A 14,788-nucleotide genomic window follows, 5' to 3' on the forward strand; every position below is an offset into this window, starting at 1 on the left:
ACTCAAACGTCCGCGGCGCCCTCAGGCGGCGGGCCGCACCAGGCCCGTCTCGTAGGCGAAGACCACCGCGTGCACGCGGGCACGCGCTCCGATCTTGGCGAGGATGTGGCTGACGTGGGACTTCACGGTCGTCGGGGCGATGTTCAGCCGCGCCGCGATCTCCGCGTTGGACCAGCCGGAGGCGATGGCGGTCAGCACGTCGCGTTCCCGTTCGGTGAGCGTGTCCAGGCCGACCCCGGCCGTGGCCGGACGCAGCGGTTGCTGCTGCCGGACGGTGTCGATGAGGGCGCGGGTCAGGTTGGGGGTGATGACAGCGTCCCCGACGGCCACCACCCGGATCGCCGCGACCAGTTCCTCGGGGGCGGCGCTCTCCAGGACGAACCCGCCGGCCCCGGCCCGCAGCCCGGCGTAGGCGTGCTGCTCATGGGTGTCGGGCGCGAGGACGAGGACGCGCGGAGGGCGGGCCGCCGCTTCGGAGAGGCCGGGGGCGGCGGCGAAGGCCGGGGGATGGGTGATCCGGCGGATGACATCGATGCCATCGGTGTCCTGGACGCGGCCGTCGAGCAGGACGACGTCCGGGCGCAGCGCGGCGCTCAGGCGGACCGCTTCGGCGCCGGTGGTGGCCTCGCCGGGGACGGTCAGGTCGGGCTGGTCCGCCAGGAGCATGCGCAGGCCGAGACGCTGGAGCGACTGGCTGCTGACGATGAGTACAGAGGTCATGGGGGCGACCCTCCTGAACGAAACGGTTTCGTTCGCGTGGACTCAGCATAGCCCCGCGGCCAGGGGAACGACATCGTTTCCTTCGTGGTCTGGATCACCCCTCCAGCGAAGCGCGAGCGCCCCGGGGATCAGAGGAAGAGCGTCCCCGGGTCCAGCCCGGACAGCACCCGCCCGTACAGCTCCAGATTGGTCGCCGGATTGACGAATGAGTGCAGGTTGAGGGCGTGCAGATCGCGCACCGCCCGCTGCACCGGCACGTCCAGACGCAGCGAGGACGCGCCGGACGCGGAGGCGATCAGATCGACGGCCTCCTTGCACAGCCGCGCCGCATAACCGCTCTGCGCCCGGATCTTCGCCCGCTCCTCCCGGGTGAACGGCTCCCCGGCCTCGATGCGTGCCACGAACTCGTCCGCCAGCAGCTCGGCACAGGAGATCTTCATCGCCGCCTCGGCGGCCTGGAGGTGCGTCACGGCCGCCTCGTGCTGCTGCGCGTGAAAGGTGTACGTGATGCCCCGCCGGTGGATGCGCTCCGTGAACCCCGCCAGGGACGCCCGTGCCAGACCGAGCGCGTGCGGCGCCGTCCACGCGCAGAACAGCAGCAGGACGGGCATCCGGTAGAAGGGGTCGTCGGCGTTCGCCTTCGAGGGGAACTCGCCCGCCAGCAGCGGCCCGACGGGCAGGACGCGGTGCGCCGGCACCAGGACGTCATGGGCGACGACGCTGTTGCTGCCGGAGCCGGCCAGCCCGGAGACGTGCCAGTCGTCCAGGATCTCCAGCTCCGACACGGGTACGGCCGTCCACAGCACCTCGGGCGGCCCCTCGGCGGACTCGACCCGGACGGTCAGCAGATGCCAGTCGGCGTCCTGGCAGCCGGTGGCGAAGCCCGAGGTGCCGTTGACCAGATAGCCCCCGTCCACCGCGACCGCCGTGGCGTCCGGTACGAGCGTGCCGCCGACCCGCACGTCCGGGCTCGCGAAGATCTCGTCCTGCGCCTCGTCGGGGAAGAGCGCGGCGATGAACGCGCAGCCCGCCTGGATCAGGGCCGTGAAACCGGCCGACCCGCACGCTCCGGCCACCTCGGCCAGCACGTCGACCTGGGTGCGCAACCGCGTCTGGAGGCCGCCGTACCGCCGGGGGACGTTCATCCGGTGGACGCCGGCCTCGGTGAGCGCCGCGACGACCTCGCCGGTCACCCGTCTCTCCCGCTCGGTCCGCAGCGCGTGTTCGGCGATCAGCGGACGGATCTCCCGTACCCGCGCGAGGAGTTCGGAGTCGGAGCGGGGTGCCGACGCTGAAGTCATGGACGCCCTCCGGAGATGCCTGACGGACCATCACCGTGACGCGGCCCGGGCGGGGACGTCAATGGCGCGTCGGACGGGGCGAGTTGAGGCTGCCCGGTGCGTGCGCCCGCGTCGGGTCGGTCCCCATGGCTTGAGGACCGAGATCACCGTCATGAAGACGTACGCGCTCGACGAGACGATCGGACCGAACAGGACGTCCCCGGTGTCCGGCAGTGGGTGCCCCGCGGCGACGGCGGCGACCGCGGCGTTCACGGCCGGGCGCAGGACGAACGCCGTCGCGGTGAGCGTGGCCAGGGACAGCCAGAACTTCGTGTAGACCCACTTGTGCCGCGCCAGCCCCCAGGGCGTGCCCAGCGAGAGGAGCATGCCGCTGAGGAAGGTGAGGAACGCGAGGGGGAGGAGGAGCCAGTCGGCGAACACCTTCATCGCCCGGACCGAGGACTCCACGATCACCGGGTCGCCGGTGGTGGCCGCGGTGATCCCGAGCGCCAGCAGGCCGAGGCTGAGTCCCAGCCAGCCGGCGGAGGCGACGACATGGACGACGAGGGAGCCCTTGCGGGCCGGGCAGCTGAGTTTCATGGGTTCCACGGTGCCGGGCGGGCGCGGCGAGGTCGTCTCACTGCGGGAGTAAGCCGGTGTACTGAGGGGGGAGTACGCCGTCGGTTCCTTCTGCGGGACGCACTCAGGGGCGTCAGCTCTTCGGCAGGAACGTGCTCAGCGCGTCGATGAGACGGTCGAGGGCGGGGTGCGCCACGGAGCGGTCGGTCATGACCGTGCGGCCGTCGAAGCGGAGTCGGAACTGGAAGAGGTCGGCGGCGCCCGTGTCGACCGTGACGTCGGGGACCTCGTCGAGCGCCGGATCGCCGAGCAGCGTCCGCAACTCCGTGAACTCGGCCGCGGCGAGGTGACGCGTCGCGGACCTGCCCTGGTCACGGGCGTGGACGGTGCCGTCGCCGCGCAGGACCACCTGCTGGGAGACACCGGCGAAACCGCCGCTGATGCTCAGGGACACGAGCTTGTGGGCGGGGTCGGCGGTGGGGACCGGGGTCGGCGTCGGTGAGGGCGCCGGCGTCGTGGCACCGGCCGTCACCTCCGGCGTCGGGGCCCCGGCCTCCTCCGTGCCGGAGGCGAGGGAGGACCCCGGCGTCGCGCCGCCGGAGTCCGCGGCGCCGCAGCCCGTCAGCGCGAGCGCACGGACCGCCGTCATCGCCACGGCACCGCTACGGAACACGCCGCTCCCCGTCCGGCGCCCGCACCGTGAGGATCTCGTCGTCGACGTGCAGAACCTCCAACTGGCGTTCCGTGTCGGGAAGGCTGAGCGCGAGTCGTCGGCCCTCCTGGTCCGCCGGTGCCCAGCTGCCGGTCCGGCGCCCCGGTGCGTCGCCGCGTCCGATGGGCCGCTCGGTGAAGGTGCCGTCCGCGGCGAACTCCAGTGCGCGGCGGCCCCGCGCGGGCGGCAGCGGGTACCCGGCCCGGCGGTAGACCGTCACGCCGGGCGAGTCCTCCTCGTACGAATGCACCCATGCGCCGATCAGCTCCGGCGGCGGACCGCTCATGGTCGGACACCTCCCGCTCCCTGGCGGTTCAGCCGGAAACCTGTCCGGTTGACCCGATACGGAATGCAACGCCGTACTTACCGTGAATTCGGTGATTCTGCTGACCGTGTCCGTACGGTCGCCCTACGGTAAACCTCAACGGGCCCGTTCCACCCTCAACTCCGCGTCGCACGGACGCGGCCATCGTCAGGCGGTGCAGCGTGCCCGAGAACGACATCGAGATCGACGAGACCACCCCCACCCGCCGCGTCTGCGGCACCATGCCGGTGCACCGGCGGCTGCTGACCGAGAACGCGTCCTACGCCCTGGCGCGGGACGCGGTGGAGAACAGGGCCTTCGCCTTCGAGACCGGCCTGGAGACCCCGGCCCGGACCGGGGTGACGGTCATCCCGGTGGTCGTGCACGTCGTCCACCGCACGCCCGAGCAGAACATCAGCGACGCGCAGATCGCCAGCCAGATCGAGGTCCTGAACCAGGACTACCGGATGCTCAACCCGGACATCTCGAAGGTCCCCGAGGTCTGGCAGCCCCTCACCGCCGACTGCCGCATCGAGTTCGCGCTCGCCACCGAGGACCCCTTCGGCGCGCCCACCGACGGCATCACCCGTACCGAGACCGCGGCGGACCTCTTCCGCACGGACGACGGGGTGAAGTCCGCGGCGAGCGGCGGCCATGACGCCTGGCCCGCCGACCGGTACCTCAACCTCTGGGTCGCCCCACGCATCGAGGACCCCGACCCCACCCTCGGGGAGATCCTCGGCTACGCCCAGTTCCCGGGCGGCCCGCCCGAGACCGACGGTGTGGTCATCGGCCATCGCTTCTTCGGTACGACGGGCACGGCCCAGGCACCCTTCGACCTCGGCCGGACCGCCACCCACGAAGTGGGCCACTGGCTGAACCTCTTCCACATCTGGGGCGACGACGGCCAGGGGTGCAGCGGCAGCGACTTCGTCGCGGACACCCCCAACGCGGGCGGCCCCAACTTCGGCACCCCCACGTTCCCGCACGTGACCTGCAACAACGCGCCCGACGGGGACATGTTCGTGAACTACATGGACTACACCGACGACATCGCGATGTTCATGTTCACCCAGGGGCAGGCGGCCCGCATCGACGCGACCCTGGAGGGCGCCCGCTCCTCGTTCCTCAAGCCCTGAGTTCCTCGTACGCCGCGTCCCTGGGACCCTGAGTTCCGCAGGCCCGACTACCACTCCCGGGCCGCGCGCAGCACATGGTCGCGTACGACGGCCACATGCGGGTTGCCCGAGACACCGGGGCGCTGCACCAGGAAGCCGGTGTTGATGGGCGGGTCGTCCGGATCGTGCAGCAGGACCAGCGCGCCGGACGCCAGCTCGTCGACGCAGAGATAGCGCGGCAGCACCGAGAACCCCGCACCGCCCGCGACCGCCGCCCTGACCGCGTTCAGGTCGGGCATCGTCACCGCGGGCTGGCACACCAGACGCTTGCCGAACACATGCCGCCAGTAGCGGCGCACGATCGGCAGGTCCTCGGCGTACGCGACCAGGGGAACGCCGTGCAGCGCGGCTGCCCCTTCCGTCGCGATCCGGCCCGCGCCACCGATCCGCTCCGCCCACGCGGGCCCGGCGACCAGCACGAACTCCTCGTCGTTCAGCGGCACCGCCGTCAGGGTCCGGCCGCGCGGCCGGAAGCTGGCGATCACCAGGTCGTGCCGGCCCGCGCGCAGATCCTCCAGCAGCGGCTCGGTCAGCCCGGGCGTGACCCGCAGTCGTACGCCCTTCTCCACGAGCGGCGCGATGCCCGGCAGGACGGAACGCGTCAGGAACTCGGCCGGACCGGCGAGATGCACGGGCTCGGCGGGGGAGTCCTCCGGCCGCGCCGCCGAGGCGAGGGCGTCCAGGGGCTCGACGATCCGGGCGGCCAGCTCGTCCGCGTAGGGAGCGGGCGCCACCCCGCGTGCCAGCCGCTCGAACAGCTCCCGGTCCAGCTGCCGCTCCAGGGCACGGATCTGGGTCGTCACCGTGGGCTGCGACAGGCCGAGGAGGCGGGCGGCAGCGGTGAAGGAGCCGGTGCGGTACACGGTCAGGAACGTGCGCAGCTGGTTCAGGTCCAGGGGGCCTCCGGCCGGGTGGTCATTGGATTCCCTATCTCTCATATATGTGAGCCTATTGGATTTCTATGGGTGTGCTCGCCTACGTTCGACACATGTCAAAGATCCTCTTCGTCATGACCGGCGCCGACCACTGGACCCTCGCCGACGGCACCCTGCACCCCACCGGCTTCTGGGCCGAGGAGGCCGTCGCCCCGTACCAGGCCTTCAAGGCCGCCGGGCACGAGATCGTCGTGGCCACCCCCGGCGGGGTCGCCCCCACCGTCGACCAGGGCAGCCTCGCGCCCGAGTTCAACGGCGGCCAGGAGGGCGCCGACCGCACCGCCGCCGCGCTCGCCGCGATGACCGAGCTCCAGCACCCGGTCAAGCTCACGGACGTCGACCTCGACGACTACGCCGCCGTCTTCTACCCCGGCGGCCACGGCCCCATGGAGGACCTGGCCGTCGACGCCGCCTCCGGCAGGCTGCTCACCCTCGCCCTGGAGTCCGGCAAGCCGCTCGGCGTCGTCTGCCACGGCCCGGCCGCGCTGCTCGCCGCGGTGAAGGACGACGGCACCAATGCCTTCGCCGGCTACCGGGTGGCCGCGTTCACCAACGACGAGGAGATCCAGGGCGGCCTCGCCGACAAGGCCAAGTGGCTGCTCCAGGACCGGCTGACCGAGGCGGGCGTCGACGTCCAGGTGGGCCAGCCGTGGGCGCCGAAGACTGTCGTCGACCGCAACCTCGTCACCGGCCAGAACCCGGCGTCGTCGGCGCCGCTCGCCGACGAGCTGCTGAAGAAGCTGGGCTGATCGCGACGGCACAGCGCCCGCCGGTGTCGTCCGGCGGGCGCTGTGCCGCTCCTCGGCGTCAGGGCGCTCAGTCCGCCGCCTTGAACGACCGCAGCCGCAGCGAGTTGCCCACCACGAACACCGACGAGAAGGCCATCGCCGCCCCCGCGAGCATCGGGTTGAGCAGGCCGGCCGCGGCGAGCGGCAGCGCGGCCACGTTGTAGGCGAAGGCCCAGAACAGGTTGGACCGGATCGTGCCGAGGGTGCGCCGGGCCAGCCGGATGGCGTCCGCCGCCGCGCGCAGGTCACCGCGGACGAGGGTCAGGTCGCCGGCCTCGATGGCGGCGTCCGTGCCCGTCCCCATGGCGAGCCCCAGATCGGCCTGGGCCAGGGCGGCCGCGTCGTTGACGCCGTCGCCGACCATCGCCACCGAACGCCCCTCGCTCTGAAGGCGCTTGACGACGTCGACCTTGTCCTGCGGCAGCACCTCGGCGACGACGTCCTCGGGCGCGATGCCGACCTCGCGGGCGACGGACTGCGCCACCGCCGCGTTGTCACCGGTCAGCAGGATCGGCGTCAGGCCCAGCGCCCGCAGCCGCGTGATCGCCTCGGCGCTGGTCTCCTTGACGGCGTCGGCGACCTCGAGGACGGCCCGTGCCCCGCCGTCCCAGGCGACCGCGATCGCCGTACGGCCGGACGCCTCGGCCTCGGACTTCAACCGGGCGAGCGCCGGAGGAAGTTCCATCGCCCACTCTCCGAGCAACTGCTCCCGGCCGACCAGCACCGCGTGGCCGTCGACGATCCCCTGCACGCCCAGCCCGGGCACGTTCGCGAAGTCCTCCGGCGTGGGCAGCGAACCCAGCTTCGCCAGCGCGCCGTCGGCGACGGCACGGGCGATCGGGTGCTCGGAGGCGTGCTCCAACGCGCCCGCCAGCCGCAGGACTTCGGCCTCGTCGGTGCCGTCGGCGGTGTGGACGGTCAGGAGCGTCATGCGGCCCGTGGTGACCGTGCCGGTCTTGTCGAGGACGATCGTGTCGACCTTGCGGGTGGACTCCAGGACCTCGGGACCCTTGATGAGAATGCCGAGCTGGGCACCCCGGCCCGTGCCCACCAGCAGCGCGGTCGGCGTGGCCAGCCCCAGGGCGCACGGGCAGGCGATGATCAGCACGGCGACCGCGGCGGTGAACGCGGCCGTCAGCCCGGCGCCGTTGCCGAGCCAGAAGCCGAGGGTGCCGAGCGCGAGGGCGATCACGACCGGGACGAACACCGCGGAGATCCGGTCCGCGAGCCGCTGCGCCGCCGCCTTGCCGTTCTGCGCGTCCTCCACCAGCTCGGCCATGCGGGCGAGTTGGGTGTCGGCGCCGACCCGGGTGGCCTCGACGACGAGCCGTCCGCCGGCGTTGACGGTGGCGCCGGTGACCGCGTCGCCCTGGGCGACCTCCACCGGCACGGACTCGCCGGTCAGCATCGAGGCGTCGACGGCCGAGGAGCCTTCGATCACCGTGCCGTCGGTGGCGATCTTCTCGCCGGGCCGGACCAGGAAACGGTCGCCGACCTTCAACTGGCCGACGGGAACGGTCTGTTCACGCCCGTCGGCGCCCAGCACGGTCACGTCCTTGGCGCCCAGTTCCAGCAGCGCCCGCAGGGCGGCACCCGCCTTGCGCTTGGAGCGCGCCTCGAAGAACCGCCCGGCGAGGATGAACGCGGTGACGCCGGCCGCGGCCTCCAGATAGATGTTCCCGGCGCCGTCGCCGCGGGCGATCGTCAGCTCGAAGGGGTGCGTCATGCCCGGCTCGCCCGCGGTGCCGAGGAACAGTGCCCACAGCGACCAGCCGAACGCGGCCAGCGTGCCCACCGAGATCAACGTGTCCATGGTCGCGGCTCCGTGCCGCGCGTTGGTGAACGCCGCCTTGTGGAAGGGCCATCCGGCGTACGTCACGACCGGCGCCGCCAGCGTGAGCGACAGCCACTGCCAGTACTCGAACTGCAAGGCAGGGATCATGGCCATCGCGACGACGGGCACGGCGAGCAGCACGGCGGTCGTCAACCGCTGCCGCAGCGTACGCAGTTCGTCGTCCACCGGCTCGTCCTCGCCAGGGTCCTCCGGTGGTGACGGCTCCTGCGCGGTGTATCCGGTCTTCTCGACGGTCGCTATCAGGTCCTGGACGGAGACGTCACCGGCGAAGCTGACCTTCGCCTTCTCGGTGGCGTAGTTGACCGTGGCGGTGACCCCGTCCATGCGGTTGAGCTTCTTCTCGACGCGTGCGGCGCAGGAGGCGCAGGTCATGCCGCCGATGGCGAGTTCGACCTCGGAACGTGCTCCGGTCGCGGTGGTGGTCATCGCTGCTCTCCTCGTGGGCTGGACAGGGGGCGGGGTAGCGCCGCCGAGGCTCAAGATATACCCATGGGGGGTATCCGGTGCAAGCGCCGAGACGGCTTGACTTTATACCCCCTGGGGGTATCGTCAACTGCATCGAGGCCCTCCGCGACCGAGGCGGTGGCCATGATCCCGAGGAGCTGGCCATGCATGCCGGACTCAAGATCTCCGCGTTCGCCGCCGCGCTCGCCGCGACCTTCGGCACCGCCTACGGCGTGGGGAAGGCCGTCGACCCGGTGGTCACGGAGAGCGCGCCCGCCTCGCATGAGAGTCATGACCGTCAGGAGGGAGGGGGTGGCGAGGGCGGTCACCCGGCGTCTCCGGCCGGTGGGCTGCAGATCTCCGAGGGCGGCTACACCCTGGACCTGGAGACTCCGCGGGTGACGGCCGGGCAGCGGGCCGAGCTGCGGTTCGCGGTACGCGACTCCGCGGGGCGGGCCGTCACCGCGTACCAGCGCGAGCACGACAAGGAACTGCACCTCATCGTCGCCTCACGCGACCTCGTCACCTACCGCCATCTGCACCCCACTCGCGCCGCCGACGGCACCTGGAGCATCCCGGTCGAACTGCCCCGCGCGGGCGGCTACCGCGTCTTCGCCGACTTCACCCCGGCGAAGAAGGGTGCCGAGAACCTCGTCCTCGGCGCGGACCTGGCGGCCTCGGGCAGCTATACGGCCCAGAAGCTCCCGACGCCGGCCGGCACCGCGACCGTCGACGGTTACAAGGTCGAGCTGAGCGGCGGACTGACCCCGAACAGCGCGACCGAACTCAAACTGAGGGTCTTCCGCGACGGCCGCCCCGTCACCGACCTCCAGCCCTACCTCGGCGCCTACGGCCACCTCGTCGCCCTGCGCTCCGGCGACCTGGCCTACCTCCACGTCCACCCCAACGGCGCACCGGGCGACGCCACGACCGAGCCCGGCCCGGACATCTCCTTCACGGCCACCGCGCCCAGTGCCGGGACGTACCGCCTGTTCCTCGACTTCAAGCACCAGGGACAGGTCCACACGGCGGCGTTCACCGTGACGACCGGTGAGGGAGGGCACGCGGGCGTGGAGGGCGAGCACGGTCACTGACCCGGACACGCACCGCCGCCGCTGAACCCGCAGCGGCGGCGGTGGCGCGGTGGACCGGCCGGTCAGCCCAGTGCCCAGGCGACGTCCCTGAGCAGCGCGTGCCGCCATCCCGCCCGGTCGTGCTCGGAAGCCGACCGGGACACCCGTACGGTCGCACCGCACCGCTCGGTCAGTGACTCGACGAGACCGCAGTGCGCCAGCATCGGCGTCTCGTGTTCCCCCACGTCGAAGGCGACCCGCAGCCCGGACAGATCGGGAAGCTCGCGCAGGCGCTCGGCGATGCCGCCGCCCACCGGGCCGCCGAACAGGTCCGCCGACTCCATCGCGCCCGGCGCCCACCAGAACGACCCCGACTGACAGGCGACGCGCGACACCAGCTCGGGGAACTCCAGCGCCGCGTACAGGGCGCTGAGCCCGCCGAGGCTCTGCCCGGCGACCACCAGCCGGTCCGGGTCGCCCGGCACGCCCGACTCCGCGACGAGCGGCAGCAGTTCGTCCCGGACGCCCTGCCACAGCTCGGGCCGGCAGGCGTACTCGGTCCGGCGGTCCCTGGCCGGGAGGAAGACCAGGGTGACGGGAGGCATGTCGCCGGCGGCGACCGCCGACTCGAAGGCGGTCATGGCCGGTTGCAGACGCAGCCAGTCGTCGCCGTCCAGCAGCAGTACCAACGGCCCCCCGCCGCCCACCGGATGGACCGGTACGGTACGGCGTCCACCGCTTCGTCCCCCGGTCCAGCGCAGCCGGGCGCGGGGCAGCGGCAGGACGTCGTCGGCACCGATGTCCGGCCAGTGCGGCTGCGGCGGCGCGTCCGGCGTCGCGGCGATGGACCGGTCGCCGCCCGCTCCGACCGGGTTGAACGGGTCGGCGTACGCGGTGCCGTCGACGAGGAACCGGTAGGTGACCCGAAGTCGTTCGGGCATGCGCACCCGCGCGTACCAGCAGTCCGTGCCGGCCCACCGGCGCAACGGCACCGGGCCCGACCAGCTTTCGAACTCGACGCATGCCTCGGACCCGCGCCACAGGAACAGGGTCACCCAGCCGTCCGCACCGGCGGGCACGGAGAGCGGCCCGCGCGCCGATGCCCAGAACCCGTCGGAGCCGGGCACCTCCGTCAACCCGAACTCGCCGAAGCCGAGGGCCTTCTGAGCCATCAACGTCTCCCTGTGGGTGGGAAGGCGAAAACCTGGTCAGCCCAGCGCCCGGTCCAGGTTGAACGCCGCGCTGATCAGCGCGAGATGGGTGAACGCCTGCGGGAAATTACCCTGTTGCTCACCGGTGTGGCTGATCTCCTCGGCGTACAGGCCGAGATGGTTGGCGTACGTCAGCATCTTCTCGAAGGCGAGCCGTGCCTCGTCGACCCGGCCGGCGTGCACCATCGCCTCGACGTACCAGAACGAGCAGATCGAGAACGTGCCCTCGTCGCCGCGCAGTCCGTCCGGGCTGGCCAGCGGGTCGTAACGGTAGACCAGCGAGTCGGAGACCAGCTCCTGGGTCAACGCGTCCAGCGTGGACAGCCACTTGGGGTCGGTCGGCGCGATGAACTTGGACAGCGGCATCATCAGCACGGCCGCGTCCAGCACATCGCCGTCCTCGTGCTGCACGAACGCCTGCCGCGCCTGCGACCAGCCCCGGCTCATGATCCGCCGGTAGATGGTGTCCCGGCACTCCCGCCAGCGGGGCAGATCGGCGGGCAGGCCGCGCCGGTTGGCCATCCGGATCGCGCGCTCGATCGCCACCCAGCACATCAGGCGCGAGTACAGGAAGTTCTTCCGGCCGCCGCGGGTCTCCCAGATGCCCTCGTCGGGCTGGTCCCAGTGCGCGCACACCCACTCCACCAGCGCGCACACATCGTCCCACTGGGCGCTCGAAATCGGCTTGGCCCATTTGTCGTAGAGGTAGATGGAGTCGATCAGGGCGCCGTAGATGTCGAGTTGCAGCTGGTCGGAGGCCGCGTTGCCGATCCGGACCGGGGCGGAGCCCTGATGCCCTTCCAGGTGCGGGAGTTCGGACTCGGTGAGATCGGTGCGGCCGTCGATGCCGTACATGATCTGCAACGGCCCCGACGGCTTGCCGTCGCCCGGACTGATGTGCTTGGTCACGAAGTTCATGAACGCCTCGGCCTCCTCGGTGAAGCCGAGGCGCAGCAGCGCGTAGACGCAGAAGGCGGCGTCGCGCACCCACACGTACCGGTAGTCCCAGTTGCGTTCGCCGCCCAGCTGCTCGGGCAGGCTCGTGGTCGGCGCGGCGACGATCGCGCCGGTCGGCGCGTAGGTGAGGAGCTTGAGGGTGAGCGCCGAGCGGTGCACCATCTCCCGCCAGCGGCCCCGGTACTTGGACTGCGACAGCCAGCGCCGCCAATAGGCCACCGTGGTCCCGAACTGCTCCTCGGCCTCGGTGCGCGCGCACCGACGCGGCGACACCTCCCCACCGACCTGGTCCAGCGCGAACACCGCCGACTCGCCCTCCGCGAGCTTGAAGTCGGCGCGCGCGTCCAGGCCGTCCGTCTCCAGCGGCACGGTCGCGGTCAGGCCCAGCGACAGCTTCTCCGACTCGAAGAGCGCCACGTCGCCGACCATGCGCAGCCGGTGCTGCTGCCGGCCGTAGTCGAAGCGCGGGGCGACCCGGGTCCGGAACGGGATCGAACCCCGTACGCACACCACCCGCCGGATCAGCCGGTGCCGCTCCACCTCGGCCTTCTCGCCGTCCACGGGCATGAAGTCCTGGACCTCGCCGACCCCGTCCTCGGTGAAGAAGCGGGTGATCAGGACGTTGGTGTCGGGGAAGTAGAACTGCTTGGTCCGGGCCGGCACGGACGCCGCCAGCTCGAACGCGCCGCCCCGCTCCGCGTCCAGGATCGCCGCGAACACGCTCGGCGCGTCGAAGGACGGGCAGCAGTACCAGTCGATGGTGCCGTCCGTGCCCACCAGGGCCACGCTGCGCAGATCGCCGATCAGGCCGTGCTCGGCGATCGGCAGATAGGGCTGGTCAGTCGATGGTCCGCTCATGGCAGCCTCCATGGAACCCAGCCTAGGTCGATCCGGTGGGGCCGGTGTCCAGAACGAGTCGGACGGCGGGGCGCGGGGTCTTCGCCGGCCGTCTCAGACCGCGAGCACCCTGATCCCGGCCTCCTCGAAGCGCCGCAGCGTCTCCGCGGTCACGGCCGTGTCCGTGACCAGGATGTCCACCGACTCGGCCGCGCAGATCCGGGCGAACGCCCGCTGCCCCAGCTTGCTGGAGTCGGCGGCCACGACCACCCGCTCGGCCCGCTCGCACAGCAGCCGGTTGATCGCCGCCTCCGCCTCGTCGGCCGCGGCGGCCCCGTGCGTCACATCGAAGGCGACCACGCCGAGCACGGCCACATCGAGGGTGATCTGGCTCAGCACCCCGTCCGCGAGCGGCCCGATGAGCTCGTACGACTGCGCCCGCGCGACCCCGCCGGTCACCACGATCTTGAACTGGGGGCGTACGGCCAGCTCGTTGGCGATGTTGAGCGCGTTGGTGACGACGGTCAGCGCGGGCGAGCCGGACGTGAGGTCGCTGCGCACGGCCAGGGCACGCGCTACCTCGGTGGTGGTCGTACCGCCGGTGAGTCCCACCGCCTCGCCGGGTGCGAGGAGATCCGCGACCGCCTTGGCGATGCGCTGCTTCTCGGAGGCGTGCCGGGCGGTCTTGTACCGCAGCGGCAGCTCGTACGACACCCCGTGCACGACCGCCCCGCCCCGCGTGCGCACCAGCATCTGCTGCTCGGCCAGCTGGTCGAAGTCGCGCCGGATCGTCGCGGCCGACACCTCCAGCTCGGCGGCGGCCTCCTCGACCTCCAGCCGGCCGCGCTCGACGAGCAGTTCCAGCAGCGCCTTCCAGCGGGCGTCGCGGGACATGCGCACCCTCCCATCCTCGATCACCCGGCGACCCTAGCGCACCCCACACCCGTCCGAATGCTTGATTCTGCTCGAAAGCTCGCTATATCTTGCACAAACAATCAGGCATTCATGGGGGAGGGGTAACGCCATGACGCATGTCGAGGACGAGCTGACGAGCCAGCCCGAGTGCTGGACCCGCGCCGCGGCCGAGGCGGACGGACACCGCGGGGTACTGCCGGTGCCGGGGGAGCGGGTCGCGATCGTGGGGTGCGGCACGTCGTACTTCATGGCGCAGTCCGTGGCCGCGCTGCGCGAGGGCGCGGGCCAGGGCGAGACCGACGCCTTCGCCGCGTCGGAGTTCCCGCCCGGGCGGTCGTACGACCGGGTCATCGCCCTGACCCGGTCCGGCACCACCACCGAAGTCCTCGACCTGCTGGGGCAGTTGAAGGGGCGTATACGCACCACGGCGATCACCGCCGACCCGCGCACACCCGTCATGGCGGCCGCGGACGACGTCGTCGTGCTCGACTACGCGGACGAACGGTCCGTCGTGCAGACCAGGTTCGCGACGACCGCGCTGACCCTGCTCCGCGCCCACCTGGGACTGCACACCGAGGAAGCCGTCGCCGACGCCCGCACCGCGCTCGCCGACCCGCTGCCCCAAGGCCTCGTCGACTGCGCGCAGTTCACCTTCCTGGGCCGCGGCTGGACCGTGGGCCTGGCCAACGAGGCCGGACTGAAGATGCGCGAGGCCTCGCTGTCCTGGACCGAGGCCTACCCGGCGATGGAGTACCGGCACGGCCCCATCAGCATCACGACCCAGGGCACCGCGACCTGGATGTTCGGCGAGGCGCCCGAGGGGCTGGCCGAACAGGTGCGGGGCACCGGGGCCCTGTGGGTGGACGGCGGCCTCGACCCGCTCGCCGAACTGGTCCGCGCCCAGCGGCTCGCCGTCGCCGTCGCGGCCGCCCGGGGCCTCGACCCGGACCGGCCGCGCCACCTCACCCGCTCCGTGATCCTCGCCGGCGCACAGGAGTAG

The 14,788-nt window shown here is 71.9% G+C and carries 14 protein-coding genes; 4 read left to right on the forward strand and 10 right to left on the reverse strand.

The annotated features are described in order from the left end of the window. Positions 1 to 21 precede the first annotated feature (21 nt). From ACFUO4_RS25870 to ACFUO4_RS25890, 5 genes are all read right to left on the reverse strand, one after another. Positions 22 to 720 (reverse strand): LuxR C-terminal-related transcriptional regulator, encoded by a 699-nt coding sequence (locus tag ACFUO4_RS25870; protein WP_383488863.1) that lies wholly within the window; start codon positions 718 to 720, stop codon positions 22 to 24. A 128-nt stretch (positions 721 to 848) separates the two neighbouring features. Then, positions 849 to 2,021 carry an acyl-CoA dehydrogenase family protein gene (locus tag ACFUO4_RS25875; protein ID WP_383488866.1) on the reverse strand — a complete coding sequence of 391 codons (1,173 nt, stop codon included), beginning with the start codon at positions 2,019 to 2,021 and terminating at the stop codon, positions 849 to 851. Positions 2,022 to 2,051: 30 nt separating this feature from the next. Continuing rightward, positions 2,052 to 2,600 (reverse strand): DUF2269 family protein, encoded by a 549-nt coding sequence (locus tag ACFUO4_RS25880; protein ID WP_383488869.1) that lies wholly within the window; start codon positions 2,598 to 2,600, stop codon positions 2,052 to 2,054. A 112-nt stretch (positions 2,601 to 2,712) separates the two neighbouring features. Then, the gene (locus tag ACFUO4_RS25885) at positions 2,713 to 3,252 is read right to left on the reverse strand and encodes a hypothetical protein (protein ID WP_383488871.1); all 540 of its coding nucleotides are present in this window, start codon (positions 3,250 to 3,252) and stop codon (positions 2,713 to 2,715) included. After that, positions 3,242 to 3,577, reverse strand: a complete 336-nt coding sequence (locus tag ACFUO4_RS25890; RefSeq protein ID WP_383488874.1) for a hypothetical protein — start codon at positions 3,575 to 3,577, stop codon at positions 3,242 to 3,244. The genes ACFUO4_RS25885 and ACFUO4_RS25890 overlap by 11 nt, the downstream gene beginning before the upstream one ends. 200 nt (positions 3,578 to 3,777) lie before the next feature. Here ACFUO4_RS25890 and ACFUO4_RS25895 point away from each other — a divergent pair, with 200 nt between their 5' ends. After that, positions 3,778 to 4,734: a zinc metalloprotease gene (locus ACFUO4_RS25895; RefSeq protein ID WP_383488877.1), complete on the forward strand. Its 957-nt coding sequence runs from the start codon at positions 3,778 to 3,780 to the stop codon at positions 4,732 to 4,734. A gap of 47 nt (positions 4,735 to 4,781) precedes the next feature. Here the strand turns inward: ACFUO4_RS25895 and ACFUO4_RS25900 are convergent, their stop codons facing one another. Continuing rightward, positions 4,782 to 5,711: a LysR family transcriptional regulator gene (locus tag ACFUO4_RS25900; protein WP_383488880.1), complete on the reverse strand. Its 930-nt coding sequence runs from the start codon at positions 5,709 to 5,711 to the stop codon at positions 4,782 to 4,784. Positions 5,712 to 5,761: 50 nt separating this feature from the next. Here ACFUO4_RS25900 and ACFUO4_RS25905 point away from each other — a divergent pair, with 50 nt between their 5' ends. Beyond that, positions 5,762 to 6,457, forward strand: coding sequence for a type 1 glutamine amidotransferase domain-containing protein (locus ACFUO4_RS25905; RefSeq protein ID WP_383488883.1), 696 nt, complete (start codon positions 5,762 to 5,764; stop codon positions 6,455 to 6,457). 67 nt (positions 6,458 to 6,524) lie between these two features. Here ACFUO4_RS25905 and ACFUO4_RS25910 read toward each other — a convergent pair whose 3' ends face one another. Then, a complete protein-coding gene (locus tag ACFUO4_RS25910; protein WP_383488886.1) occupies positions 6,525 to 8,777 on the reverse strand; it encodes a heavy metal translocating P-type ATPase in 2,253 nt (750 codons plus the stop codon). A gap of 182 nt (positions 8,778 to 8,959) precedes the next feature. On the opposite strand from ACFUO4_RS25910, the gene ACFUO4_RS25915 reads away from it, so the two are divergent. Continuing rightward, complete coding sequence (locus ACFUO4_RS25915; protein ID WP_383488889.1) at positions 8,960 to 9,889, forward strand: hypothetical protein; 930 nt, start codon at positions 8,960 to 8,962, stop codon at positions 9,887 to 9,889. Positions 9,890 to 9,951: 62 nt separating this feature from the next. On the opposite strand, the gene ACFUO4_RS25920 is transcribed toward ACFUO4_RS25915, so the two are convergent. The 3 genes from ACFUO4_RS25920 to ACFUO4_RS25930 form a co-directional block, all read right to left on the reverse strand. Beyond that, positions 9,952 to 11,040, reverse strand: coding sequence for an alpha/beta hydrolase-fold protein (locus ACFUO4_RS25920; protein WP_383488892.1), 1,089 nt, complete (start codon positions 11,038 to 11,040; stop codon positions 9,952 to 9,954). 36 nt (positions 11,041 to 11,076) lie between these two features. Further along, positions 11,077 to 12,894 carry a glycoside hydrolase family 15 protein gene (locus ACFUO4_RS25925; protein ID WP_383488895.1) on the reverse strand — a complete coding sequence of 606 codons (1,818 nt, stop codon included), beginning with the start codon at positions 12,892 to 12,894 and terminating at the stop codon, positions 11,077 to 11,079. A 93-nt stretch (positions 12,895 to 12,987) separates the two neighbouring features. Further along, positions 12,988 to 13,767, reverse strand: a complete 780-nt coding sequence (locus ACFUO4_RS25930) for a DeoR/GlpR family DNA-binding transcription regulator (RefSeq protein ID WP_383488899.1) — start codon at positions 13,765 to 13,767, stop codon at positions 12,988 to 12,990. 130 nt (positions 13,768 to 13,897) lie between these two features. Between ACFUO4_RS25930 and ACFUO4_RS25935 the strand changes: the two genes are divergently transcribed. Further along, on the forward strand, positions 13,898 to 14,788 hold the full coding sequence (locus ACFUO4_RS25935; RefSeq protein ID WP_383488902.1) for an SIS domain-containing protein: 891 nt from the start codon (positions 13,898 to 13,900) through the stop codon (positions 14,786 to 14,788).

The sequence above is a fragment of the Streptomyces sp. NPDC057280 genome (genome assembly GCF_042668605.1).
Lineage (GTDB): Bacteria > Actinomycetota > Actinomycetes > Streptomycetales > Streptomycetaceae > Streptomyces.

Excerpts from the sequence above, each read along its gene's own strand:
- ACFUO4_RS25870 (WP_383488863.1), bottom strand. The coding sequence starts at position 720 with ATGACCTCTGTACTCATCGTCAGCAGCCAGTCGCTCCAGCGTCTCGGC.
- ACFUO4_RS25875 (WP_383488866.1), bottom strand. The coding sequence starts at position 2,021 with ATGACTTCAGCGTCGGCACCCCGCTCCGACTCCGAACTCCTCGCGCGG.
- ACFUO4_RS25880 (WP_383488869.1), bottom strand. The coding sequence starts at position 2,600 with ATGAAACTCAGCTGCCCGGCCCGCAAGGGCTCCCTCGTCGTCCATGTC.
- ACFUO4_RS25890 (WP_383488874.1), bottom strand. The coding sequence starts at position 3,577 with ATGAGCGGTCCGCCGCCGGAGCTGATCGGCGCATGGGTGCATTCGTAC.
- ACFUO4_RS25900 (WP_383488880.1), bottom strand. The coding sequence starts at position 5,711 with ATGAGAGATAGGGAATCCAATGACCACCCGGCCGGAGGCCCCCTGGAC.
- ACFUO4_RS25905 (WP_383488883.1), top strand. The coding sequence starts at position 5,762 with ATGTCAAAGATCCTCTTCGTCATGACCGGCGCCGACCACTGGACCCTC.
- ACFUO4_RS25910 (WP_383488886.1), bottom strand. The coding sequence starts at position 8,777 with ATGACCACCACCGCGACCGGAGCACGTTCCGAGGTCGAACTCGCCATC.
- ACFUO4_RS25915 (WP_383488889.1), top strand. The coding sequence starts at position 8,960 with ATGCATGCCGGACTCAAGATCTCCGCGTTCGCCGCCGCGCTCGCCGCG.
- ACFUO4_RS25920 (WP_383488892.1), bottom strand. The coding sequence starts at position 11,040 with ATGGCTCAGAAGGCCCTCGGCTTCGGCGAGTTCGGGTTGACGGAGGTG.
- ACFUO4_RS25925 (WP_383488895.1), bottom strand. The coding sequence starts at position 12,894 with ATGAGCGGACCATCGACTGACCAGCCCTATCTGCCGATCGCCGAGCAC.
- ACFUO4_RS25930 (WP_383488899.1), bottom strand. The coding sequence starts at position 13,767 with ATGTCCCGCGACGCCCGCTGGAAGGCGCTGCTGGAACTGCTCGTCGAG.
- ACFUO4_RS25935 (WP_383488902.1), top strand. The coding sequence starts at position 13,898 with ATGACGCATGTCGAGGACGAGCTGACGAGCCAGCCCGAGTGCTGGACC.